Consider the following 23410-nt stretch of genomic DNA (forward strand, 5'->3'; position numbering starts at 1 on the left):
GAGGATATAGTTATGAGAAGTTTAAAGAAGTATATGGCACTTGGTCTTTCTATGTGCATGCTTTCATCATCATTCATTGTTTCAACACCTTTGACATCTTTTGCAAAGACATCTTCAAAGAAGGATGACGACAAAGATTACACCATCGGTTCTGCAAGCTGGGATGACTCTGAGAGAGCACTTGCTACCTGGGACGAGCCAAATGACAAGACAACTTACAAGGTAAGACTCTACAGAGGTGAGAGGGCTATCGGCAACTGGATTACCACCAGCTCCACACACTATGACTTTACCAAGGCCATTGTAGAAAAGGGCAAGGGTTCTTATAAGTTTAAGGTATACTCAACTAAGGGAAAGCAATCCGATACAACTGCTGAGTCAGATCTCCTTGATGTCGATGCTGATACTTTAAAGACCTACAAAGATAAGAAGCCAATGACAAACAATGGTACTAATGGCAACAACAATGGCAACAATAACAACAATGCTGGTGCCAATGCTCCTGGAAATCTAAAGACAGATTCTGCTGCTGACCCTGCTAAGGGACCTGGTATTGGATTAAAGAAGGGCGGAAATACTGCTCCAAATAATGCTGGTCCTGGTATCACACAAAACAACAATAACCACAGCAACAACAGCAACAACAATGCGACTGGCAATGTCCTCAACTCTGCAATCAATGTTGCAGCTGGTCACAATGGTTGGAATCAGATCGGTGCTGATTGGTGGTACAAAGATGACAATGGAACAGCTGTACAGAATGGCTGGAAGCTTGTTCACAATCTCTGGTACTACTTCCAGGCTGATGGCGTAATGAAGAAGGGATGGTACCAAAATAAATTTGGTCAGTGGTTCTACTTAAAGCCAAGCAATGGTGATATGGCAAGAGGCTGGAGAGAGATCGATGGCAAGTGGTACTTCTTTGACAAGGACAACGGAAATATGCTTGTCAACACAACAACTCCTGATGGCTACAAAGTTGATGCTTCAGGTGTTTGGGTAAAATAATTTCATACAATAAAAAAGCCCCAACCCGGCCGGTTTATTCCGGCAAGGTTGGGACTTTTTATTATCTTACAATTTTAAACCTTTGCAACATACTCATATGGCAATGGAACAATCTTTCCTGGCTGGTCGATAACCTCGAGCTGCTCAAGTGTATCCTTTACGATATTGTATTGCATTTCTACATTGTGTGGCTCACCTGCATTTGCACCCATCGGAACGAGAGGAGCAACTGCTCTTGGAGAACCTGTCTGACGAACAACTGGTGGAAGCGCCGCAATAATAATTGTCGGAATTCCCACAGATTCAATAGCTCTCTGCACAAGCACGGCAGAACGATGACAGGTACCTCAGCCAGCAGTGAGGATAACGCCGTCAACACCCTCATCCTTTAAAATCTTCGCAATCGCTGGACCAGTCTCATTCTTAAACTTCTCCTGGTTTCCGCCACCGCCCATAAATCCAACATGGACAGGAGCAACCTTTCCAATCACACCGTCCTTTGCTAACTCATGAAGACGATCAATTGGGAACATACAGTTGATATCCTTATTGACATCACTGTTATCATATCCACCATGAGATACCATTAACTCACTTGATGGCATTGTATCTTTAATAATTCTGTATGAAAAATCACCTGCAAGATTAAATCTCTTGTCATCCTTGTGATGAACTCCAGCCGCTGTTGCAATGGCAATGGTCATGTCCTTGAGCGGTTTTGTTACAGGAGCCCATACTGGTGCAGGTGTTACAGGCACGAAAATCTCGGACTGCATACCCTTTACTACTGTAAAATCCATATCTTATCCTTTCTTAAATCTTCAATGTAAAATTTTATGTATTATCCCCATGTGTATGGCGAATATTACTAACATACTTTTCATTGACCTCAGGCCCAAGCTGTTCGATAAAGCTCATATTAAAGCCAACTTCCTGCCCAACCTTGATTTCATAATCTGTAATCAACATGCGCATAGGAATCTTCATATATCCAAGCCTTCCCTTTAGGTCAATTCCAACTGCACCATCGTGAACCTCAACGATAATGCCCTCCATGTAGATGATCTTGTCCGTATACTTTGCCATAGTATTACGCATTCATATACTTTTCTTTGAACTTCTCACTCATTGGAAGTGAAGTCTCATTCTCCACAAGCTCAACTGGCTTTCCTGTGACATTGGAAATTAACTCGACATTGGCTGTCTTTACATTTGGATTCCACTTCTTCTCAGCCTTCTTGATTTCATCACCAGCCATCTCAGCCTTTAACATATACATTGCACGAACTGCATCCTCTGGACAAAGTGTGTTATTGGCAAGGATCTCATTCTCAATTCCAGTCTCAGACTTATTGTTGTCAACCATCGCTGTCATATACTTATTACCTACAACAAGTGCACCCTGATTTGCACAGAATGACATACCAACAACCTTGATACCACGCATACCAATCTGCTCGATATGGCTTGCAAAGTCAATGTGGTTGTTTCCAAATCCTTCCGTTGTCACAAATGCACCATCGGCACCAATGGTCTCTGCCATCATACCTACACGCTTAGAAACATAGAACTTCTCTGCATTGATCTGTGGGCTACCAACAAGAATAACACCACAAAAATCAATTTCCTTGTCCATCAGTGCTTCCATTACTAATGGCTCTCTCCAGTAGTGACGAGACATCTCCTTTGATGCAGGTCCAATACAAGTGAGTGCGTGAATACATCCATCCAAAATCTCTAGTGGAGAAACAACAACAGGAACATTTCCAAGGTCTACATTTGGCTTTGCACCCAATACTCCGACTGGCTCCACTGGAAGAAGAAGATTATCATGCATTGCGCCCTGTCCCATAATCTCTTTGACAACAACAACTTTCTTCTTTCCAGGATGTCTGTGCTGCTCAAATGTCTCTGTGTTGACTACTAAGCTCTCATCAACCTTCTTCAAAGCCTCACGAATCTCCTGTGTAATGACATCTGTTGCAGTATGGGCTGCCAATGGGCCTGGACGCTCCATATTTGTCTTTTCCTTGATGGTCACATTGGTCTTGATAAAGATGTCGCCCTTATCTGGTGCACCTGGTCTTCCCCACATAATGTTCTCATCGAGATAACCCTCTGAAGATCCAAACTCACCGATTTGTACACCATTGGCATCTGTACCAGAAACAACCATAACCACATTGTCGAGGACTCTTGTCACACCAGATCCAACCTCGCTGTCGCCTTCCTTGGTTGCAATTGGCTGCACATCCATAATGGTGTTAGAAAATGTGTGATACATATCTGGTGTAATCACATCAATCTTTAAATCCAACACAAGCTCTTGACTGTCCACAGCCTCAGCCTCAATGCCCTCGCGGATGGTGAGCACAGTGCCCTCAATCTTTGTCTCTGGTCCTCTCTTTACCTCAGTGATGTTAAAATGCTTTCTTGTCAAAGAGCGAACAAGAATATCCTCTTCCTTTGGTGCCACAGCCTGTGCTGTTGCAACTGGTGCTGCTCCAACTCCAGTTGCAGCCGTTGTTGCTGTTGCTGCTGTTGTTGTCGCATTGCCAATTGGGACTTGGATATCAATTCCCTTTCCTTCTCCAATATGAATCTTTAACATTCCACCACTGATCTGAGTTGTTGCTCCCTGCACAGCTGGTGCTGATGTTGTAGGAGCAGATTCTGATGCAGTCTCTGGTGCCTTCTCTTCCTCCATGGACTGAACCTTATCAATTAAGTCCTTTGTCAAAGGTGTCAATGAGTCGCAAGTCTCTAATAAAGTTGCACCCAAAACCTCACCAATTTTTAATACGCCGTCTAACTTTAATAATCCAGAATCAACAAGATCATCAAAAATCTCTGGATCCTCTAGGTTGTGGCTTGATAAAACCACGCCCTTTTCTGCACGGCAGCAAAGCACCGCAGGGCTATCCTTGTGGCTGTTTGCATATTCTGCTGAAATAGACATATCTTTTGTTCCTTTCTTTTTTACTCAATGCTAATATGTATATCACTGCCTGACTCGATACTAATCATAATATCACCATCGCTCAATACAGTCAAATACTCGTAATCTTTTGCTTCAGTACTGGTCTCTGGTTGAACCTGAGCCTCAGCACTTACTTCTGGCTCTTCCTCCACCTTCTTTGACTTTGTCAAGTAGCGCATTGGCTCCATGCCCATTGTCTTAAAGATGTTATCTGTCTGATGGATTACTTTTAAACCAAGTTTTGGTGCTGAACCCATAACGGTGTTGGTACAATCGCTGCAATTTCCAATCAAAATGTATTCACAGCCATCTTTTTTAAAGTTTAAACACTTCTGTGCCTGTCCAGGACAATTTCCAGGATTTTCACACTTTAGTGTTCCCTTGACATCTTGTGCTTGCTTACAAGCTTGGTAGGAAACAACCTCAGCATTGTATTTTTTTGCCAAATCTTCCATTCGCTCGACATTTCCACCACAAGCACAGAGCAAAAGTCCTATCTTTGCACCATTAAGATCCTCAAATGGCTCTGTTACAATAATTCCACCACTTGTCTTCGTGATTGGAGTATCCAATGACACTGCATGACCTGTAAATGGTCCACCCATAACAATTTCACCATAGTCACCGTCAATTCCACCTGCTTTTTCAATCAGTTCGCCGACCGTCGTTCCAATAGGAACATCCATAAATACATGAACCTTTTTCTCTCCCTTTAGCTTTCCAGCTACAGTAAGATTTTTTGTAATCACTGGTCGATGGTCTTCAATGGCCTCAGCCACACGAAGTACTGTCTCCACATTGATAACCACTGCATCGGCCTCACTTGGCAATGCAGTTGGTGGAAGAAGCTTGCCCAGTGCCTCACGCACAACTGCTCTCTCCTCTCCCATTGGGTAGAGGTCTGGCAGAAGATGAAGGCTAAATGATGGAAATTTTGGTAAAAACTGCTTTAACTTTTCAATCTCTTCCTTATGCTTTGCCTTAATGGCAATAATCACTTTGCTCGCATTGACCATTTTTGCACAGTAGTCTGCACCGCGCAAAGTTTTCTCTGGCTGCTGCATAATTTGAAGCATATTGTGGGCAAGCACTGGCTCACATTCTGCTGCATTGACAAGGAGATAGCCTCCTTTTAAGTCAATATTTAATTTGACATTGGTCGGAAAGCCTGCTCCTCCCATACCAACAATCCCTGCGGCCTTGACACAATCGAGGGGATTTTCCGCTTGAATCTTTACAAAATCCTCCTCCTTTTCTTCCCCATCAACCACAATCTGACTGTCACTCACCTCTGTAACTTTTCCCTCTACGCTAGAGAAAATATTGGCACCAAGTTTTTCTGGATAGGCAAGCAATGTACCCACTTTTACCTCATCGCCCACAGCAACAGCTGCAGTATCTGGTGCTCCAATGTGTTGCTTTAATAAAAATATCCTCTTCATCTTTTGTTCTTCCTCATTTACATGATAAATCCATGTCCCAATGGATCTCTTCGGTCAAGGACCAAATCATTAAATCCTGTAATATAAGCCTTTCCTGTAACCTGTGGAATAATTGCCTCAAAGTCTCCACAAGTTGTCTTTTCTACAGGAACTCCAATAAACTTTGTCTGGAATACGCTCTCATAGACAAAGCGATCGCCAATCTTTAAATTTCCTCGAGCAACAAGATCAGCCATCTTTGCCGAAGTACCTGTTCCACAAGGTGAGCGGTCAACCTGCTTCTCACCAAATACAACGACATTTTGTAAATCTGCATCTGGGCTCTTTGCCTTGCCATAGATCTCTACCAAATCTACGGTGGTGATATCCAAATATGGATGCTTGATTTCTACATTTTCATTGAGTGCCTTTCGAAGAGCCAAGGCCTTTGGCACAATGTCATCAAGATTCTTTGGATCAATCTCTACGCCCATCTCCTCATCCTTGACAATGGCAAAAAAGCTTCCACCAAAAGAAATATCACAGGTAATCTTTCTTCCCAGCTCAGGAACATCCACGGTTACATCCTTCTTATAGAGGAATGCTGGCACATTTTTAAAGGAAACCTGTACGACCTCTCCATCCTTTACCTCTACCTGTGCACGAACAAGTCCAGCGGGCGCTTCCAATGTAATTTCTGTAATCGGCTCTGTCACCTTGACCATACCTGTCTCTACCAATACTGTACACACACCAATGGTTCCATGACCGCACATATTTAGGCAACCGCCGCCATCTAAGAAGATGACACCATAATCTGCCGAAGGATCACAAGGCTCAGTGAGAAGTGCACCAAACATATCCGCATGACCTCTAGGCTCCAACATGGCCATCTTTCGAATATAATCATAGTGCTCTAAGAAATATTTCTTCTTCTCCATCACTGTGCTTCCCTTTAATACAGGAACGCCACCAACAATAATTCTTGTTGCCTCTCCCATTGTGTGAGAATCAATACATCTAATATTTGCTCCGACATTCATAATGCTTCCTCCCTTACTTCTTTCTAGATGACAAAAATAGAGTCACTGCAGTATAGAAAACAACTGCGGTTACCAAAATCTTTAAAATTCCCAAAGGCATAGACTTTACAAGATAGTAGGCAACAGCCACACCAATGACTCCACCGATGGTAATAAATAGACTCGCCTTTCTATTGTATGCTCCCTCCTTGACAAAACGCACAGAAGCCACTGGCATTAGATAGGCACAAGAACCCATCATAATCGGAAATGCCGCTGTAGGATTGACACCCAATAAATAAATCAAAGCCATACAAGGTGCATAGAGTCCAATACCTGCTGTCATCAAGGCACCCAAAACAAAGTTGACAACAATGGCAAGAATTAACTTTCCTCCATGTAATCCATAAATTTGAGATGCATCATTTCCTGATGGAAATATATGAGCAAGCTGTAATGCAAAAATAATGGCTGTGACAAAGAGTGCAACACTCATGACCAACTGAATGAGCTTTGTTGGTAACTTTGAAACAATACCAGCTCCCACATAGGAACCAACTGCTGCTGCAATTAACATTCCTGCTAAAGTTAATGGCTCAACTTCCACTCCCTTAATAAATAGAAATGCCTCAAAGATAACTGGAATTGTGCACGCAACATTTAATGTTCCTGGAATTAGTCGATCCTCTGACTGCTTGGCAAAGCGAAGTGCCGCTGTTGTTGGTGCAAAAGATCCGATACCCAAAGTATCAAAGAAGTTGGCTACTACACCAATGATCCCTGTGACAACAGCACTTGTGTCCTTTTCAAAGCTGTCCTTGTGGGCCACCAAATCCTTAATAAATACCACGGCGAATATAATTGCCAAAACGGCAAGCACCAAGAGCAACACATTAGAAACTGTAAACATATCCTTTCCCCCTTTATTTTTTGTTCTCCCTTTTTATCTATTTTACGGTTTTTTCTTGTTTGCGTCAATAAATTAACATCAGTTACTTATATAAATTACCAATAAAAGACTTGTAAATCCCTATAAATATTGAAATTTTTAATAATAAAGAGGACAGCAGATGACCACTGCCCTAAAAATTCTCCTATATTATGCCCGAATATAGGGTGTTCTTTCGCTCTCAAACCCATCAAAGCGAGTAACTTTTTCTCGGTCTGTGCAGGCAAAAAATAACTTTGCGTTCTTTCTCGAAATTCCAAACTTTTCCCTCAGGACATCAATGCTAATTTTCCCCCCGATTTCCATTTGCTCTTTCGACACAGCCAATAATTTTTTATAGATACTGCCCAGTGTGTAGTAGTCATTTTCCAATCGAATAATGGTATGTTTTTGTAGCATACACAAAAGTACATCGGCCAGATAAGGTTGATCTTCTTGATCTATTGGGATTTCTCCCAATTTTAAGAAAACAAATTGGGCACGCTGCATGGAATTGACTAATTGATTGGCAATTCTTATGTAGCGCTCATCTTTCACAATGCGATGCCCTGCTAAGGATAAAATGTCATCTTTTACATTGTATTTTCCCATCTCAACCAAGCGATTGCATAAGGCCAAATATAAGTCCTTTTTTAGTCGTCGAAATACCTGCTGGTGAATGACCATCTGCTTTTGTCCCAACTTGTAGGGATTTTTCTCATAAAAATCTTGAAAATAGGTATCCAATCTATCGATGTATTGCATAAAATAGGCCTTAGAAATGGCATAGATTTTTTTATTGACTTCTAAGGTAAAGACTCGATCTGAAAAGTCAACCATGCTCTGTTCCTTTGTAATTTCTAAAAAATCTCCTCCAGCTTGTACAATCTTTTCATATAGCAGTGCATTGGCATCGCCCATTTCTAGTGTCTGCAGTGCATCAATATCGACACAGCCTTTTTTGTACTTTTTTGCTGGATTAGGATCCACAATCATTCCCCCAGCAACCGTCACCTTTGCTGCCTCATTGCGCAAAATAAATCTCTCCTTTGCACGCACAGCAATGGGGGTATTCAGTTGCAATTGAACCCATGCACTCTCTCCATTTTCCACTTCCTTCTGATCGATCAGCACAATCTTTGCCTCCATATGTGCTGTTCCAACTAAAAGCTCCAACTTAGAATGATTTTTTATAGAAACTTGGTCATCATTGTCGACTTTTACCTTCGCATTGCAGATTGTTGACGGCGTTATACTCCCCGCTCTAGCCAGCAAACTTCCTCGCTTAATCTCCTTTTTCTCCATATCACTGAGATTGAGGGCCACTCTTTCTCCCGCATAGGCTTTATCAACATCCTTGCCATGAACTTGAATATTTCGTATTCTAACTGCACGTTCCTTTGGATAAATCATCGCCTTGGTACTACAGTCAATCACTCCTCGAAGAAGAGTTCCCGTAACCACTGTTCCATATCCCACAATAGAAAATACACGATCAATGGGCAGAACAAACTCTCCATCTTCCGGCTTTTTTTCTACTGTCAATGCCACTTTTTCGATACAATGGATAACTTCCTCTATCCCCTCTCTTGTCTTTGATGAGGCTAGAACAATATCTGCATCCTTCCAAATGGTCTTGGCCAAATAATCTCTGATCTCTTTTCTTCTTTGTTCTCTTTGCTCTATAGAGATCATATCAATCTTTGTCATCACCACAATAATCCTTTGAATGTGGAGAAGTTCCAAGATATGGAGATGTTCCCTTGTCTGCTCCTTGATTCCCTCTGTGCCAGAGACAACAACCAAGACCATATCCATTCCCATCGCACCAGCAACCATTGTCTTTACAAATTTTTCGTGTCCTGGGGTGTCAACAATACCTACACTACTGCCATCTGGCAATGTAAACTCTGTAAATCCAAGTTCAATCGTAATGCCTCTTCTCTTTTCTTCTTCCAAGCGATCGGCATCATAACCTGTCAATGCCTTAATTAGTGCCGTCTTTCCATGATCAATATGGCCTGCTGTACCAACAATGATATGGCGATTTTTATCCATTGATGATCTCCTCTCTCATTTTGGCAATTTCCAACTTCATAAATCCCCCAAACAATTGAATATTTGGATTTCTTCGAATATTTTTTCGCCTCACTAAATAAAATGATCGAATACTCAAAGCCTCTGGAAAACTAAGTACATAAAAGTCATGCTCTCTCTCTACCTTTGACAAGGCCCAACAAGACATAATTGCCACACCATACCCTTTTTTTACCATTCGCTTTATGCTCTCTTGGTCATTGACCCGTGTGACCACATTAAAATCATAGTGTTCAATCCCCATTTGCTCATACATACTCTTGATGTCAATATTTCCTTCACTACTTGTATTCCTAGCAATCATTGGTGACTGTATACCATCCACAAGGTCATTGTTCTCCCAAATCTTTTTGTAATGCTCCTTTCTTGGCATAACAAGAAGCATTCGGTCAGGACAAAAATAGGTGTATTCTAGTTGTTCTGATTCCCTTTGTTCTGCAACAATGCCAATATCAAACATTCCGTCTTCTACACCCTGAATAATATTCATACTATTATTTTTCAGTACATCAAATACAATATCTGGATTGATATTGCTATAGCGAAAAAATAGTTCGGGCAAAATATAGGTCGTAGGCGTGGAAGTTGCCCCAATATAGAGCGTACTCTTTCCATCTTTGGCCACCCCCTGTAGCATCATCTCCTGTAGACGCAAAATATCACAGGCATGGCGATAAATTTCCTCCCCCCGCTTAGTGATATTAATGTTCTTTGTCGTTCGAACCAATAATTTTACTTTGAGTTCTTCTTCTAACTTTGCAATGTGACTACTGACAGTAGACTGAGAGCAGAAATTCTCCTCTGCTGCCTTTGTAAAACTCTTACTTTCTACAACAGCAATATAGGATTTCAATTGATTAAAATCCATTCTTTTCCTGCCTCATTTTTAGTTTTAACAGTGCCACAGCCTTTCTCGCATCCAATACATCCAAATTGTTTTCTCCGACAACATTCGTCTCCACGCCCTCTGTGCTCTTATTGATATCTACAATTGTATCCATGTACTCATTGGTCACAACAAATTGAGCCTGAGTGCCCACAAAGCTGACGCCAACCACACTGACGCCACGCTTTCCAATTTCTTCAATGGCATGGGCAAAATCCACATTGCTGTTGCCCCAACTGTCTTCACTCACAATGGCTCCATCAGCACGCATACCTTCTACCCATGCACCCACACGATCACCTGTAAAATACTTATTGACATTGTCCTGCGGAATTCCCGCAATCATTACCCCCAAAAAGTCAATGTCCTCATCATCTCCAAGCACTTGTACCAGTGGATCTCTGAAATGATGTAATGTTGTTTCTTTTGTTGACGGTCCAATTCCCATATCTTTTCTCCTCTCTAATATAACGCCCGAATGGCCCCATCTCTATACTCATTTGGTGAGAGCAAAACAGGGGCACCTGTAATATCAATAATTGAATGTCCTCCGACAAATCCCGAGGGCTCTGTAGCAAGAAAATGGGTATCATACATTGCTCCTTGTCCAGAGACCATCTTAACTAGCACAACTTTTTTCTTTCCTTCTCGCACAACATCTTCATATTGATGTTTCTCTGTATATCTTTGACAGAGTTTTAATTTTTTTCTAATTTCTTGACAAAACTCATCACACACCCTGTGCACGGCATCTGGTCCGCTTCTTTGATATCCTGCCTTTGCCTTTAACACAACTTGTATTAAAATAATAAGATCATCTTTTCCTGGTGTACCTGCACGGTCAAATATCACCTGCCCATCTAACATTCCGTCCGAATTTCCAAAGGCACTGACATGATTTCCCTCAGTGTCGACACCTGTAAGAACAACATACACCCCTGTCAAGGTATGGGTAATTCCCTCACCAATTTTCCCCAAGGCCTTTGTCGAAATCGGGAAAATATCCATAATCGAATAAACGGGGATATGTCTTTGTTCAGGTTGAATAATATCTAATGTTGCACTTTCTATTAACTCTTCCTGTGACACAAGATCCTGAAAAACTGTTTCATTGATTCCTAATTGATACCCCAAGTCTGTCGCCTTTAAGAAAAAACGGTCACTCTTTACTGCTTCTGCAACCGAAAACGCCTTAATACACAATTGTCTCTTTACATCTTCCATTACTTTTCCTCCACTTCTTTTTTGCAGTATATCATTTTCTGGCACATTTTTGTATCTATTTTTATTGAAAAGTACAAAAATGAGGCCAAAAATCGGCCTCATTTTATCTATTTTCCTTCTTCCTTCCAAGATAGTCTATGCAAATGCCCCTCCAATGCCATTTTTTCATATCCATTTTGGCGAAGTGCCTCATATAAAATAATAGCAACAGAATTCGAAAGATTCAAACTGCGAATTTCCCCCCACATGGGAATGCGCACACAATTTTCTTCATTTTCCACAAGAATTTCCTCAGGAATGCCTGCACTTTCTTTTCCAAACATAATATAACAATCTGATTCATAGCATACATCGGAATGGGTATGCTTTGCCTTTGTCGTTGCCATATACATTTTTTCTCTTGCTCTTGGATTTTTTTCTAAAAAATCGTCATAATCAGAATAGACCTGGACATCAAGCTTATCCCAATAGTCAAGACCTGCTCGAAGAATTTGCTTTTCATTGAGTTTAAAACCCAATGGTTCAATTAAATGCAAGCGTGTATTGGTGGCCACACAAGTCCTTCCAATATTTCCTGTATTTGCAGGCATCTCCGGTTCATATAAAACAATATTGATCATACTTCTGCCTGTGCATCGAGACGCTTTACAAAATTTTCAATGCGACTGAGTGCCTCCTTTAATTGATTGATGGAATAGGCGTAAGAGATGCGAAGATAACCTTCACCAGAATCACCAAAGGCTGTTCCCGGCACAACAGCAACTTTTTCTTCCATTAACAGTCTTGTCGCAAATTCCTCACTGCGAATACCAAATCGCTTGATGCTCGGAAAGACATAAAATGCCCCTTCTGGCTCAAAGCAGGTGAGTCCCATATCATTTAGACGACTAAGAACATAGCGTCTTCTCTGATTATATGACTCCCTCATCTTGGCCACAGCCTCATCGCCATCCCGAAGGGCAATTACGGCAGCATATTGGCTGGTAGTTGGTGCACACATAATACAAAATTGATGTATTTTAGTCATTTGCTCAATGATTTTTTCTGGTCCACAGGCATAGCCAAGTCTCCAACCGGTCATCGCATAGGACTTTGAAAATCCATTGATTAAAATTGTTCTCTCCTTCATTCCTGGTACCTGAATAATGGAAGCATGATCTCCCGCATAGGTCAGCTCACAATAAATCTCATCCGAAAGAACAAAGAGATCTTTTTCTATACAAACTTTGGCAATTTCTTCCAATTCCTTATAACTTAAAATGGATCCTGTCGGATTATTTGGAAATGGCAAAATTAAAATCTTGGTCTTATCTGTAATCTTTTCTAAAATCTGCTCTGCAGTGAGTTTAAAACCATTTTCTTCCTTTAAGTCAATAATAACAGGAACACCACTGGCCAAAATTGTGCACGGCTCATAGGAAACATAGCTTGGTTGAGGTAATAAGACTTCATCTCCAGGATTTAACATCGCTCTGAGTGCAATATCAATTCCTTCGCTCCCTCCCACAGTCACAATAATTTCCTTTGCTGGATTATAGCTTACTTTATATTTTCGCTTGATATAGCGATCAATTTCCATTCTCAAATCCATCAAACCTGAATTTGATGTGTAAAATGTGCGTCCCTTTTCTAGTGAATATACACCCTCATCTCGAATAAAATATGGTGTCTCAAAATCGGGCTCTCCAACGCCCAAAGAAATGGCGCCTTCCATCGTATTGACAATATCAAAAAATTTTCGAATTCCCGATGGCTTTATAGTTTGGATTTTATCTGATAACGGATTTCTCATGGTGTAATCAACTGCCTTTCATCGGTTTTATTTTCCGTAAGAATCGTTCCATGATCCTTATATTTTTTCAAGATAAAATGAGTTCCTGTGCTGAGTACAGACTCCATTGGTGACAACTTATCAGAAACAAATTGTGCCACCTCTCTCATTGTCTTTCCCTCTACAATTACAGTAAAGTCAAAGGAGCCACTCATCAAATATACCGCCGAAACTGCACTGAATTGATAGATACGCTCTGCAATCTTGTCAAATCCCATACCCCTTTGTGGTGTGACCTTTACTTCAATGAGAGCTACAACTTTTTCTGTGCTTGTATTGTCCCAATTGATCAAGGTGTGATACCCACAAATAATACCTTCTTTTTCCATATTGGAAATCTCATTGGCAACATCCACTTCATTTTCTCCCAATAAAATGGCCAATTCTTTCAAATCAATCCTGCTGTTTTTCTCAATGACTGCAAGTATTTTTTCTCTCATTCTTTGTTCTCCTTACCATCAAGTATTCTATATATTTCATCCGCCCCCGAGCGATTAATATATTCCAATTCATCCTTGTCGACAATGCATTTGTCCAGTGAAGTCTGATCAAGCATTCCCACAACTTCTGCTGTAAATCCATCCGCTTTCAATGCTGCAACTGTCTGATATCCACTCTCACAGAGCAAAACAAAACATTGACTTCTCAATCGGTAAATATTGCAACCAAAAAATTCACAAACCTCAATTCCTCCCTGTAACAGTGGAATCTTTCGAATTTCAATTTTTAACCCACATTTTTTCTCTGTTGCAATGCGATAGAGGCAAGCAAGCACACCTGCTTCGCCTGCCTCTATCACTTCTGTTGCAAAATATTGTTTCGCCTCGGGCCTTGGATATAACAATTGACGATGTTTTTGAATGACCTTCTCAAGATATCTTTTGTGATATCTCGTTTCCAATAATTCTTTCTTTTTTTCAAGAATTTGGCTCACTCCCAGTGCCCCCGCATAGCCCAAAACAACAATATCCATTATTGCCCTCCTGGAGCAGCTTCTGCTGGCTGTGGTGCTGGTGCTTGCGTCTCTGGAGCCTGTGTTGGCTCTGGAGCTGGAGCTTGCGTTGGCTCTGGAGCTTGTGTTGGCTCTGGAGCTGGGGCCGGCTGTGGTGCTGGAGTTGCTGGCTGTTCCTTTTTCTCTACTTTCTTTTCTGCCTTCTCCTCACTCTTTTCCTCACTGCGATTGCTACTTTCGCTGGATCTAACACCACGACGCACAATATCATTGGAAGTAATGTAATAGTCCTCAGAAATCTTCTTTTTCTCTGTCTCCACTCCATTGACCTTGACAATCTTCCACAATTGTGAAACCCTTCCATCATGTCCTGATGAAACATAGACCTTTTCTCCTGCCGAAAGCCTTTCATCATCAATATAGGTTGTCTCTCTCTTTGTCTTTGATAAAATTTTTGACTCAAATTCAAGCGTTCGATTTGCTGGTCTTGTCTCCGTTCCCCAAATCGTAAATGTCAATTTTCGATCCGTCGTATAGGCTTCAACATAAATTGGTTTGTCTTGATTATTTGTAATTTTAATATCCTTATAGGTTCCTGCAATCGCTGCATCTCCACTTGGCTGTACATACCCCACAGTCATCGAGTGATTTTGTCGCTGCTTAATCTTTAACTCTGCACGCAATGCAGCATTATACAAAGTCGTCGCAATTTGACAGGCACCACCTCCGATGCTATCTACTACCTGACCATTCTCATAGGCATGGGCAATTCGATAGCCGTTTTTCACTGTAAATGGCTCCATGCACTCATAGCCAGAAAGTGTCTCCCCTGGCATCAAAATATGACCATTAATCTTTTGTGCACCATTTTTTACATTCGTCGCTCGCTCGGATGACGAGGAAGAATAATCGGTTGTAAAAGTTCCCAATACATCCTTAATTCCACTCAATTGATCGGCTGTGATCTTTGGCTTGTCCTCAACCGTCTGCAAATCTAAAACAATATCACTGTTGTCTCCAGAATGAAGTGCCTGTTCAAGATCTGTTTTTGCTTTTTCTTCGTCAATCTTTACTCCCGATTTTTCTGGCGTTATCACAAATTTTCCATCTTTTCGCTCAAGCTTTGCATCCTGTGCTGGCTCAAGTAAATTTCCTGCCTTTTCCTTAATCAATTGGTCAAATTTTGTTTGATCCACAGCATCTTCAAGGTCGAGATTGACAGGAGCAGTATTCATATCCTCCTGTGTCATATATCGCTTAATTAAATTTCCATCATTGTAAGAACCTAATATGCGAAGAACCTGCTCACTGTGTGCCCCCTCATATCCCAATTCCTTTAGGGTGGTGGAGGCAACTTCTTGACCATTGACCTTAACGCGAAGAGTTCTTCCACTATTTCGCTGAATATATTCGTCAATCAACCCCTTCGCTTCTTCGGTTGTCTTTCCTGAAAAATCCATACCATCGACACTAATTCCTGTTGGAATCGTCGATGCCCATGCGTTTTGAATATAGAGTCCTGCTGCCAAAACTGCTATAATTGCACATTTTTGAATGCTCTTCTTCATCATCTCTCTTTTCGTCCTTCTGCCTACATCATGACACTCATCACCATTGGAATAATCATTGCAGCAACCATCACAACGGCAATCACACCCATAATAATCTTCTTTACTTTTGGACTCATCTTTTCACCTCTCCATTCTTCCATACTGGCGAATAATCTTGTCCGTCAGCCTAGAAATCTCACTTCTACTCAAAGCCATCAAAGCTTTGTCCTCTATTCTATGATAGTTTAAAAGTTTCTGCAAGTATTCTTTTTGCCTTTGCGTAGCTGGTACATCTTTTTTCACCTTACATTGCAATGATTCAGCCAAAAGATACTCCTCTTGCTTTCCTCTGCCCATCTCTTGATACAAAAGATGAGCAGAGATGGCATCAGAGAGTGCACGATGGCTTTCCCTCACTTCAATCCCAAAATATGTACAGGCGTTAAGTAAAGTCTTACTCTCCCCCTTAGGCATACATTTTCTAGCAATCTTTAAAGTATCAATGCCCTCTCTCTCAAAGCCAAGCCCTGCATTTTCCATCTCTTTTTTCAAAAAGCGATAGTCAAAAAGGATGTTGTGCCCAAGAAGAGGTAAATCTTCACAAAATTCATAAAACTCGCCTATGACTTCCTCAATATAACTTTGTCCCTTGAGCATCTTTTGTGTAATCCCTGTAATTCTCTCAATTCGTTCAGGAATCTCCACCCTAGGATCAATTAATTTATTCCATTTGCCAACAATCTGCCCATTTTTAACTTGAATAGCTCCAATTTCAATAATATGATCTTTCTTTGCAGAAAGTCCTGTGGTTTCAAGATCCACAGCAACATAATTTTTTTCCATTATACTTGTATCTTAATCTCTCTTCCTGTGGAAGTATATCGGTAATAGCGCACTCCAGCTGCATTGAGCATTCGCTTGCTCGCACGCACAGATGGTGTGTCCTCATACTTATCATCAGCATAAACAATTAATTTAATTCCTGATTGAATAATCGCCTTTGCACATTCATTACATGGAAAGAGGGTGACATAGATTTTGCTGTTCTCTAAACTTCCCCCTCGGTAATTTAGTATGGCATTGAGTTCACCATGAGTGGAATACATATACTTTGCATTGTATGGATCATCTTTTTCATGCTCCTTTCCCCATGGAAACTCTTCATCTGAACATCCCCTTGGAAATCCATTGTAACCCATAGATAAAATTTTATTGTCACTGCTGACAATACACGCACCAACCTGCGTATTTGGATCCTTTGATCTTCTCGCCGAAAGCTCTGCCACACCCATAAAATACTCATCCCAAGTGATGTAATCTTGTCTCTTCTCGCCCATTTTTTGTCCTTTCACACCAAAATCTTCTTTTGACCTGCCGCCTTCATCAAGCGATTCATCACGGCCATTGCCATCCCCTCACCCGAAAAACTCTCCGCATAGATAATATCTACCTTTTGATGGTCAAATTCGCGAAGAGTGGCAAATAAATGGCGGGCAACTTCTGCCTCATCCTCTCTTGAACCCAAAACCACACAATCAATGGATTTATGATTTGGATAGCGATCTCGATTTTCTCTGGAAACCATCAATCCAATTCGCATCTTTTTTGACTGTGCTTCTTTAATCAGGGCATTGATCTTTTCGACCACCTTTTCATTTTTTCCCTCTACGACAAAAAGTTCTGCCTTTGGGGCATAGTGTCTGTACTTCATTCCTGGTGCCTTTGGTCTTTGGGTCATCTCTTGGTTTCCAAGCAATGTGGGGTCAAGCTCCACCTTGCCCACGACTTCTTTGACCATCTCCATCGTAATTGCCCCTGGACGCAAAATCATCGGAACACTCCCTGTGACATCAATAATCGTTGACTCAAGCCCAATGCCCACTGGCCCACCATCAATAATGGCATTCACTTTTCCATTTAAATCTTCCCACACATGCTCTGCCTGTGTAGGGCTTGGTCTACCTGAAGTATTGGCGCTTGGTGCAGCAATCGGTGTTTTTGCCAAGCGAATCAGACTTCTTGCAATTTCATTTGATGGCATTCGTATTCCAACTGTATCTAACCCTCCACTCGTTTCCAGTGGAACAATCTCTCTTTTTTTCATCACAAGTGTCATTGGTCCTGGCCAAAATGCCTGTGCCAACTTTTTTGCCATCTCTGGCACTTCTCTTGCCAACTTTCCCATTTCCTCTTCATCAGCAATATGGACAATCAAGGGATTGTCACTTGGTCTTCCCTTGGCTGCATAAATCTTTTTTGCTGCCTGTGGATTCAATGCATCTGCCCCAAGTCCATAGACTGTTTCTGTCGGAAACGCCACAAGGCCACCAGACATCAAAATGTCGGCGGCCTCTCTTAGCAGATCCCTATATTGTTTATCTCGAATGACAATCATCTTCGTCTGCATCATATCTCTCCTACAATAGGTGAATCTTGTGCTTTTCACAAGCATCAATAACATCCTGTGGCCAGAGTGAGCTTTGCACCTCTCCAATATGTGCTCGGTTTAAGAGCAACATACAGAGTCTTGACTGACCCACACCACCTCCGATAGTATATGGCAATTCACCATTTAAGAGCATTTGATGATAAGGAAGATTCTTCCTTTCCTCACAATGAGCCTTCTTTAACTGCTCCTCCATGGCCTTTTCGTCTACACGGATACCCATACTAGAAATTTCCAATGCACAATCAAGCCAATCAAACCAAAAGAGAATATCTCCATTCAATGACCAATCATCATAGTCTGGTGCACGGCCATCATGTGGCTCTCCATTCGAAAGCTTGTCTCCAATTTTCTCAATAAATACACAGCCCTTTTCCTTTGTGATCAGGTTTTCTCTTTCCTTTGGTGTCTTATCTGGATATCTTTGCAACAATTCCTCGGAAGTAATAAAGTAGATATCATCTGGAAGATGACGAACTGCATTTGGATACTTATACCAAACTTCATGTTCCATATGCTTAATCACCTTAAAGATGGTACGCACAGTATTCTCCAATTCCTCGATAGTGCGATCCTTCTTATCAATGACCTTTTCCCAGTCCCATTGATCGACATATACAGAATGAAGGTTATCTAACTCCTCATCACGGCGAATCGCATTCATATTTGTATAAAGACCCTCACCAGGCTGAAAATCATACTTGTGCAATGCCATTCTCTTCCACTTTGCAAGAGAATGAACAACCTCCACTTCCTCATTTGGCATAGCCAAAATGTCAAAACCAACTGGTCTTTCTGTTCCATTCAGATTATCATTTAATCCACTTGATTTTGTGACAAATAGAGGAGCAGAAACTCTCTCCAAATTCATCTCTTTTCCAAATTCCTTTTGGAATGTATCTCGAATGTACTTGATTGCCTCCTGCGTCTCTCGAACAGAAAGCACGGGATCATAATGTTTTGGTAATATCAATGCCATAATTTTTTCCTCCTGAATGAAACTATTTTTTAATTCCACTATATTAGCACTTTGGAAGAACAACTTCAAGCCCTTTTGATAACTTATTGACTTACTCGATCAATGACATCCCAAACACTGCTAGGTTCAAATCCCAGTTTCCAGCAACCAACACCTGCCAGATTTTTCTCCTTAATTAAATCCACCTTTAGACCAAGCGATTTTTCTTCCTCCATCCAAATCGCCTGCTTCGTGTCATCGGTCTTAATTTCGCCATAATATTGTCCTAACTTATCATCCCAAGTTAAATCCACATTATTTTGTGTAATCCATGCTTTTGCATCACTAATGCCAATCGCTTTGCTCGTTGTCTCGCCATTTTTCTTCGTCCAAATTCTCGTGTAAAATGGCACACCATTAATTAACTTCTCTGCTGGAACTTCCTTGAGTGTTCTCTCTAGTCCCTTCTTCACATAGCCAATAGAAGAAACACTACCCATACTCGTTCCATTCGTGTGCTCATCATAGCCCATGTTGACTACATAGTCGACAATCTTTGCCAAATCTTTTCTTGAGTAGAAGGCGTTGTAATCTGCATAATTTGGAACATCAACAGATAACACTAAATTATTCTTCCTACATGCAATGGAAAGCTCTCGGATAAATTCAATATAATGGGGCTTTGCATTTTGACGAATCTGCTCAAAATCGACATTGATTCCATCAAATTTATATTTCTTTGCCGACTTGATCATCCCACTAATAATCTTGTCTCTTGCAGCTGACTTCGCAAGTAAAATTTCTGAATTCACATTGGTATTAAAATTATCAACCAGTGCCCAAACCTGAATTCCCTGTGCATGAGCCTTTTGCACATATTCTTCGCTTTCATAGCTCTTGTAATTTCCGTCATTGTCAGAAAGAGCAAACCATGTCGGCGAAATAACATTTAATCCCTTCGTGTCCTTAATCGCCTCATCAAATCCTCCATTTGCTGCTTGCACGGTCACCTGATGCCATCCCAGTACAATTGGCTTATCCAAATGAATGGAGGTATATTTTGGCATATCATTGGTACTAAGATCCGATGCCACTTCTAGTGCACTCAAAAAGCTTTTTTTCACATAGCCGGTATGATTGTCATCGGTGGCCACTTTAACCCATTTCAACTTTTTGCTTGCATACTCATCATCGCTATAATAGTCAAGCAAGCGAACCTTCTCTCCAGGCTCTAACTTGCGAACTTGGTCAGCCGTGACAGCTTCCTTTGTATACATCTTTGTCTCACGCTCAATCGTGGCCGTCTGATAATCTCCCCAATTGTCAAAAATATTGATATGGCGAATTTCATCACCACTAAAATCGTCAATACGAACATCTGCATACTGCGTTATAATATTGAGTGAGAGATATTTTGTTTCATTTTCAATAATAAAAGCTGGCTTTCCTGTCTTGTCTTTATCCTTTAATCCAATTCGAGCCATACTTGTTGGCTGAGCCACCAACATTACTTTTTGGTCATCACTCCAATAAAAATTGCTGAGTGTACTCTGTACCCAGCTAAATGGCAGATAAACTACGCCATCTCTATAAATCGCCGCTGTGCTCTGCTGATTAAAATTATAAAATAATCCCACTCGCTCACCACTGACATGGTAATAATCTCGGTCGGACATAATATTCTTTTTTGTGGCAAATATACCAAAATAATCCGAAACGAAATATCCCACTATGGCAACCATCAATAAAAATACGACTGCTAAAAATCTTGTAATTGCTTTCTTCATAAAATTTAGGGAACCTCCATTTATTTACATAGGTTCCCTAATTATACCATATATTCACTTAAACTACTATTGAAATGAGACTGAATTGATATCTAATTTTATTCATCTATGCGGTCAAAGTGAATTTCTTTGAGTATTCCTGTCTTCTCATCGGAAATAAAATCTCCCATATAACTCAATTTTTCATCCGAAAGTCTCAATACATTGCTCAAATCATTCACATCGCATCGCTTTCCATCGATATAAATTTCTACACCTCGTTCGCCCATATCTCGCAACATCGCAAAACAGGCGTACTCCCTATCCATTCTTTGCATATCTGTTCCCATCTAGTACTCTAAGGTGGAGCATTTTGTGACACATCACTCCAAGTTGAGCCATTCCATCTCTTTGAGTACCTCATAGGACGCCTTCGAAATCAGAAGGGGATCCTCCACAAAGGGAAGTCTATGTATCTGAAAATGATAGCCTCTTTCTAACCTTTTCCTCTCTTTTTCAGACCCAAAAGCCATGACAAAGTGAAAGCGATTTAAGATTTTCTCATCTTCCATTCGCAATATCTGCAAACATTCCTCTCCCTTCCAGCTCGAAAGTGCCACACAGACGACTCGAATGTCACATCGCAAAAATTCTTCTCGATTTCCTCCGTGGCCAAAATCAACCACAATGCGTTCGTAGCCGCCCTCCTTTAGTTTCCAAAGTTGCCCACTACTAGCTGATGGAAAATAACGAATGCCATAGTGCTTTCTTGTTGTATGCAGTAATCGACGAATATCTTGGCTATCATTGAGCTCCACAAATGCGGTTTGAAATAGCCCACATCCCGACAAATAGGCAGAAAAAAGTAAAGCTGTATGTGTTGTTCCCACACCACTTCCTGCCCCCATAACCCCAATGATCACCTGTCTTCTTTGCACAAACTTTTTCTTTTGAAACCATCGCATCCATCGCATTTTTTACTCCTTCTCTAGTAATTGCAAAATTCTCTCATATATCCTCTCCTTTTCTCCCCCTTCCAAAAAAATATTTTCATCAAATGGAAAATACAGACAATTCTTTTCCTCCATCTCCATTTTTTCTCCACCAAGATTACAGATCAATATGTACTTTTTCCTTGCCAATTTCTTCATTGCCAAGAGTGCCTCTTCCATATGCCAAATACAATGCCTGCACACACAGATCAGTACATCCGGCAACTCATAGATGGCTCTATCCACATCCACGCCATAATCTTCAATCACAAATTGGGCACTGTGCCGTTCAAGTTCCACATTTTCCCGATACCAAGGGCGAATAGGAATATTTTTATACCGAAAATATCCACAACCATCGGTTCTTATCTCCAGTTTTTCCTGTAGCGTCGTCATATGCAATGATGAATTTCTTTCTTCATATATTGCACTTCTTTTTTTGTGCAACAAAAATGCCACAAAACCAAGGGCAATCCATGTAGTTCCAACCCCCTGTGCACTAGAAATAAAGGCAATTCTTTGAGATGGATTTTTACATTCTAGTGCCAAAAGTTCATTTTTTAACTGCTCAACGGATGCATATCTCTCGTTTTTTTCCGTGCTCAGACAAATCCGCAGAATTTCTCGCAGTTTTCCCCAACTCTCTGGCATTTTATCCTGGTCATTGCTTGGGTATCTTCCGATTCCAGCATAGTACACAATTGCAGCCATACTGTAGATATCTGTTCTGGCATCCAATGCCCCACCTGTATATTGTTCTGGTGCTGCATATCCTCTTGTACCATAGCCATCGGCATACGCTATATTGTTATCTTGTTTTTGGGAATGATCGAAATCGATGATGCTCACTTGACCATCTTTGATAATGAGATTACCTGGCTGAATATCCAGGTGAAAAATACTTTGTTTGTGTAGATAATCCATTGGCCTACAGAGTGCCAATGCAAATGTTACTAATTCTTGATATGGCATTACGCCAATTTCATGTACTCGGGAGTAAAGATTTTCGCCTTGCATATATTCTTCCACCAAGTACATTGCCTCTTTGGACTCTTCCAAGTCATAGATAATTGGAATTCCTGGATGGTGCAAATTTTTTAGGATCTGTGCCTCTTTGCGAAATTCCTCGAAGAGATGATTATTCAATTTGGGGACTATCTTTATGGCTCGATATACTCCGAGTGTTTTGTGTTCTGCCAAATAGACTGACCCATTTAATCCACTGCCTAAAATTCGAATCTTTCGATATTTACTTGCAAGAGCCTCCCATCCGTCTACTCTACCACCTCCTATGTCCATCTCTGTTTTTATTATAATTCTCCATACTTTTTATCGTCAATCCCGAATGT

At 40.9% G+C, this 23410-nt stretch carries 24 protein-coding genes; 1 reads left to right on the forward strand and 23 read right to left on the reverse strand.

From position 1 onward, the window contains the following. Positions 1-12 precede the first annotated feature (12 nt). Positions 13-1008, forward strand: coding sequence for an N-acetylmuramoyl-L-alanine amidase family protein (locus J5A74_02955; GenBank protein ID QUI96301.1), 996 nt, complete (start codon positions 13-15; stop codon positions 1006-1008). A gap of 74 nt (positions 1009-1082) precedes the next feature. Here J5A74_02955 and prdB read toward each other — a convergent pair whose 3' ends face one another. The 23 genes from prdB to J5A74_03070 form a co-directional block, all read right to left on the reverse strand. Then, positions 1083-1808 carry a D-proline reductase (dithiol) protein PrdB gene (gene prdB, locus J5A74_02960; GenBank protein ID QUI96302.1) on the reverse strand — a complete coding sequence of 242 codons (726 nt, stop codon included), beginning with the start codon at positions 1806-1808 and terminating at the stop codon, positions 1083-1085. A gap of 34 nt (positions 1809-1842) precedes the next feature. Continuing rightward, on the reverse strand, positions 1843-2094 hold the full coding sequence (locus J5A74_02965) for a hypothetical protein (protein QUI96806.1): 252 nt from the start codon (positions 2092-2094) through the stop codon (positions 1843-1845). Between the two features lie 4 nt (positions 2095-2098). After that, positions 2099-3967 (reverse strand): D-proline reductase (dithiol) proprotein PrdA, encoded by a 1869-nt coding sequence (prdA, locus tag J5A74_02970; GenBank protein ID QUI96303.1) that lies wholly within the window; start codon positions 3965-3967, stop codon positions 2099-2101. A 20-nt stretch (positions 3968-3987) separates the two neighbouring features. Further along, positions 3988-5430, reverse strand: coding sequence for a proline reductase-associated electron transfer protein PrdC (gene prdC, locus J5A74_02975; GenBank protein QUI96304.1), 1443 nt, complete (start codon positions 5428-5430; stop codon positions 3988-3990). A gap of 17 nt (positions 5431-5447) precedes the next feature. After that, complete coding sequence (locus J5A74_02980) at positions 5448-6452, reverse strand: proline racemase family protein (protein QUI96305.1); 1005 nt, start codon at positions 6450-6452, stop codon at positions 5448-5450. 13 nt (positions 6453-6465) lie between these two features. Continuing rightward, the gene (locus tag J5A74_02985) at positions 6466-7341 is read right to left on the reverse strand and encodes a sulfite exporter TauE/SafE family protein (GenBank protein QUI96306.1); all 876 of its coding nucleotides are present in this window, start codon (positions 7339-7341) and stop codon (positions 6466-6468) included. Positions 7342-7530: 189 nt separating this feature from the next. Then, complete coding sequence (selB, locus tag J5A74_02990; GenBank protein ID QUI96307.1) at positions 7531-9417, reverse strand: selenocysteine-specific translation elongation factor; 1887 nt, start codon at positions 9415-9417, stop codon at positions 7531-7533. Further along, complete coding sequence (locus tag J5A74_02995; GenBank protein ID QUI96308.1) at positions 9410-10324, reverse strand: LysR family transcriptional regulator; 915 nt, start codon at positions 10322-10324, stop codon at positions 9410-9412. The genes selB and J5A74_02995 overlap by 8 nt, the downstream gene beginning before the upstream one ends. Then, positions 10314-10790 carry a proline reductase gene (locus J5A74_03000; protein QUI96309.1) on the reverse strand — a complete coding sequence of 159 codons (477 nt, stop codon included), beginning with the start codon at positions 10788-10790 and terminating at the stop codon, positions 10314-10316. The genes J5A74_02995 and J5A74_03000 overlap by 11 nt, the downstream gene beginning before the upstream one ends. A 14-nt stretch (positions 10791-10804) precedes the next feature. Further along, positions 10805-11566, reverse strand: a complete 762-nt coding sequence (prdD, locus tag J5A74_03005; protein ID QUI96310.1) for a proline reductase cluster protein PrdD — start codon at positions 11564-11566, stop codon at positions 10805-10807. A gap of 107 nt (positions 11567-11673) precedes the next feature. Beyond that, positions 11674-12186: a tRNA (uridine(34)/cytosine(34)/5-carboxymethylaminomethyluridine(34)-2'-O)-methyltransferase TrmL gene (trmL, locus tag J5A74_03010; GenBank protein QUI96311.1), complete on the reverse strand. Its 513-nt coding sequence runs from the start codon at positions 12184-12186 to the stop codon at positions 11674-11676. Then, positions 12183-13358 (reverse strand): aminotransferase class I/II-fold pyridoxal phosphate-dependent enzyme, encoded by a 1176-nt coding sequence (locus J5A74_03015; protein QUI96312.1) that lies wholly within the window; start codon positions 13356-13358, stop codon positions 12183-12185. The genes trmL and J5A74_03015 overlap by 4 nt, the downstream gene beginning before the upstream one ends. Further along, entirely contained in the window at positions 13355-13837 is a 483-nt protein-coding gene (locus tag J5A74_03020) for an Lrp/AsnC family transcriptional regulator (protein QUI96313.1), read from the reverse strand. Before J5A74_03020 ends, J5A74_03015 begins: the two co-directional genes overlap by 4 nt. Next, on the reverse strand, positions 13834-14370 hold the full coding sequence (locus J5A74_03025) for a hypothetical protein (GenBank protein QUI96314.1): 537 nt from the start codon (positions 14368-14370) through the stop codon (positions 13834-13836). Before J5A74_03025 ends, J5A74_03020 begins: the two co-directional genes overlap by 4 nt. After that, positions 14370-15920, reverse strand: a complete 1551-nt coding sequence (locus tag J5A74_03030; protein ID QUI96315.1) for a VanW family protein — start codon at positions 15918-15920, stop codon at positions 14370-14372. The genes J5A74_03025 and J5A74_03030 overlap by 1 nt, the downstream gene beginning before the upstream one ends. Positions 15921-16040: 120 nt before the next feature. After that, positions 16041-16742: a 3'-5' exonuclease gene (locus tag J5A74_03035; GenBank protein QUI96316.1), complete on the reverse strand. Its 702-nt coding sequence runs from the start codon at positions 16740-16742 to the stop codon at positions 16041-16043. After that, positions 16742-17236 carry a dCMP deaminase family protein gene (locus J5A74_03040; protein ID QUI96807.1) on the reverse strand — a complete coding sequence of 165 codons (495 nt, stop codon included), beginning with the start codon at positions 17234-17236 and terminating at the stop codon, positions 16742-16744. The genes J5A74_03035 and J5A74_03040 overlap by 1 nt, the downstream gene beginning before the upstream one ends. A gap of 11 nt (positions 17237-17247) precedes the next feature. Further along, entirely contained in the window at positions 17248-18306 is a 1059-nt protein-coding gene (locus tag J5A74_03045; GenBank protein ID QUI96808.1) for a threonylcarbamoyl-AMP synthase, read from the reverse strand. Positions 18307-18316: 10 nt separating this feature from the next. Beyond that, a complete protein-coding gene (locus J5A74_03050; protein QUI96317.1) occupies positions 18317-19324 on the reverse strand; it encodes an aspartate--ammonia ligase in 1008 nt (335 codons plus the stop codon). Between the two features lie 83 nt (positions 19325-19407). Continuing rightward, a complete protein-coding gene (locus J5A74_03055) occupies positions 19408-21090 on the reverse strand; it encodes an SH3 domain-containing protein (protein QUI96318.1) in 1683 nt (560 codons plus the stop codon). 98 nt (positions 21091-21188) lie between these two features. Then, on the reverse strand, positions 21189-21419 hold the full coding sequence (locus tag J5A74_03060) for a hypothetical protein (GenBank protein ID QUI96319.1): 231 nt from the start codon (positions 21417-21419) through the stop codon (positions 21189-21191). 33 nt (positions 21420-21452) lie between these two features. Then, the gene (locus J5A74_03065) at positions 21453-22043 is read right to left on the reverse strand and encodes a hypothetical protein (GenBank protein QUI96320.1); all 591 of its coding nucleotides are present in this window, start codon (positions 22041-22043) and stop codon (positions 21453-21455) included. 3 nt (positions 22044-22046) lie between these two features. Then, positions 22047-23360 (reverse strand): serine/threonine protein kinase, encoded by a 1314-nt coding sequence (locus J5A74_03070; GenBank protein QUI96321.1) that lies wholly within the window; start codon positions 23358-23360, stop codon positions 22047-22049. Between the last annotated feature and the right edge of the window lie 50 nt (positions 23361-23410).

The sequence above is a fragment of the Lachnospiraceae bacterium oral taxon 096 genome (assembly GCA_018141845.1).
GTDB lineage: Bacteria > Bacillota > Clostridia > Lachnospirales > Lachnospiraceae > F0428.

Excerpts from the sequence above, each read along its gene's own strand:
- J5A74_02955 (QUI96301.1), top strand. The coding sequence starts at position 13 with ATGAGAAGTTTAAAGAAGTATATGGCACTTGGTCTTTCTATGTGCATG.
- J5A74_02965 (QUI96806.1), bottom strand. The coding sequence starts at position 2,094 with ATGGCAAAGTATACGGACAAGATCATCTACATGGAGGGCATTATCGTT.
- prdA (QUI96303.1), bottom strand. The coding sequence starts at position 3,967 with ATGTCTATTTCAGCAGAATATGCAAACAGCCACAAGGATAGCCCTGCG.
- prdC (QUI96304.1), bottom strand. The coding sequence starts at position 5,430 with ATGAAGAGGATATTTTTATTAAAGCAACACATTGGAGCACCAGATACT.
- J5A74_02980 (QUI96305.1), bottom strand. The coding sequence starts at position 6,452 with ATGAATGTCGGAGCAAATATTAGATGTATTGATTCTCACACAATGGGA.
- J5A74_02985 (QUI96306.1), bottom strand. The coding sequence starts at position 7,341 with ATGTTTACAGTTTCTAATGTGTTGCTCTTGGTGCTTGCCGTTTTGGCA.
- selB (QUI96307.1), bottom strand. The coding sequence starts at position 9,417 with ATGGATAAAAATCGCCATATCATTGTTGGTACAGCAGGCCATATTGAT.
- J5A74_02995 (QUI96308.1), bottom strand. The coding sequence starts at position 10,324 with ATGGATTTTAATCAATTGAAATCCTATATTGCTGTTGTAGAAAGTAAG.
- J5A74_03000 (QUI96309.1), bottom strand. The coding sequence starts at position 10,790 with ATGGGAATTGGACCGTCAACAAAAGAAACAACATTACATCATTTCAGA.
- prdD (QUI96310.1), bottom strand. The coding sequence starts at position 11,566 with ATGGAAGATGTAAAGAGACAATTGTGTATTAAGGCGTTTTCGGTTGCA.
- trmL (QUI96311.1), bottom strand. The coding sequence starts at position 12,186 with ATGATCAATATTGTTTTATATGAACCGGAGATGCCTGCAAATACAGGA.
- J5A74_03015 (QUI96312.1), bottom strand. The coding sequence starts at position 13,358 with ATGAGAAATCCGTTATCAGATAAAATCCAAACTATAAAGCCATCGGGA.
- J5A74_03020 (QUI96313.1), bottom strand. The coding sequence starts at position 13,837 with ATGAGAGAAAAAATACTTGCAGTCATTGAGAAAAACAGCAGGATTGAT.
- J5A74_03025 (QUI96314.1), bottom strand. The coding sequence starts at position 14,370 with ATGGATATTGTTGTTTTGGGCTATGCGGGGGCACTGGGAGTGAGCCAA.
- J5A74_03030 (QUI96315.1), bottom strand. The coding sequence starts at position 15,920 with ATGATGAAGAAGAGCATTCAAAAATGTGCAATTATAGCAGTTTTGGCA.
- J5A74_03035 (QUI96316.1), bottom strand. The coding sequence starts at position 16,742 with ATGGAAAAAAATTATGTTGCTGTGGATCTTGAAACCACAGGACTTTCT.
- J5A74_03040 (QUI96807.1), bottom strand. The coding sequence starts at position 17,236 with ATGGGCGAGAAGAGACAAGATTACATCACTTGGGATGAGTATTTTATG.
- J5A74_03045 (QUI96808.1), bottom strand. The coding sequence starts at position 18,306 with ATGCAGACGAAGATGATTGTCATTCGAGATAAACAATATAGGGATCTG.
- J5A74_03050 (QUI96317.1), bottom strand. The coding sequence starts at position 19,324 with ATGGCATTGATATTACCAAAACATTATGATCCCGTGCTTTCTGTTCGA.
- J5A74_03055 (QUI96318.1), bottom strand. The coding sequence starts at position 21,090 with ATGAAGAAAGCAATTACAAGATTTTTAGCAGTCGTATTTTTATTGATG.
- J5A74_03060 (QUI96319.1), bottom strand. The coding sequence starts at position 21,419 with ATGGGAACAGATATGCAAAGAATGGATAGGGAGTACGCCTGTTTTGCG.
- J5A74_03065 (QUI96320.1), bottom strand. The coding sequence starts at position 22,043 with ATGCGATGGATGCGATGGTTTCAAAAGAAAAAGTTTGTGCAAAGAAGA.
- J5A74_03070 (QUI96321.1), bottom strand. The coding sequence starts at position 23,360 with ATGGACATAGGAGGTGGTAGAGTAGACGGATGGGAGGCTCTTGCAAGT.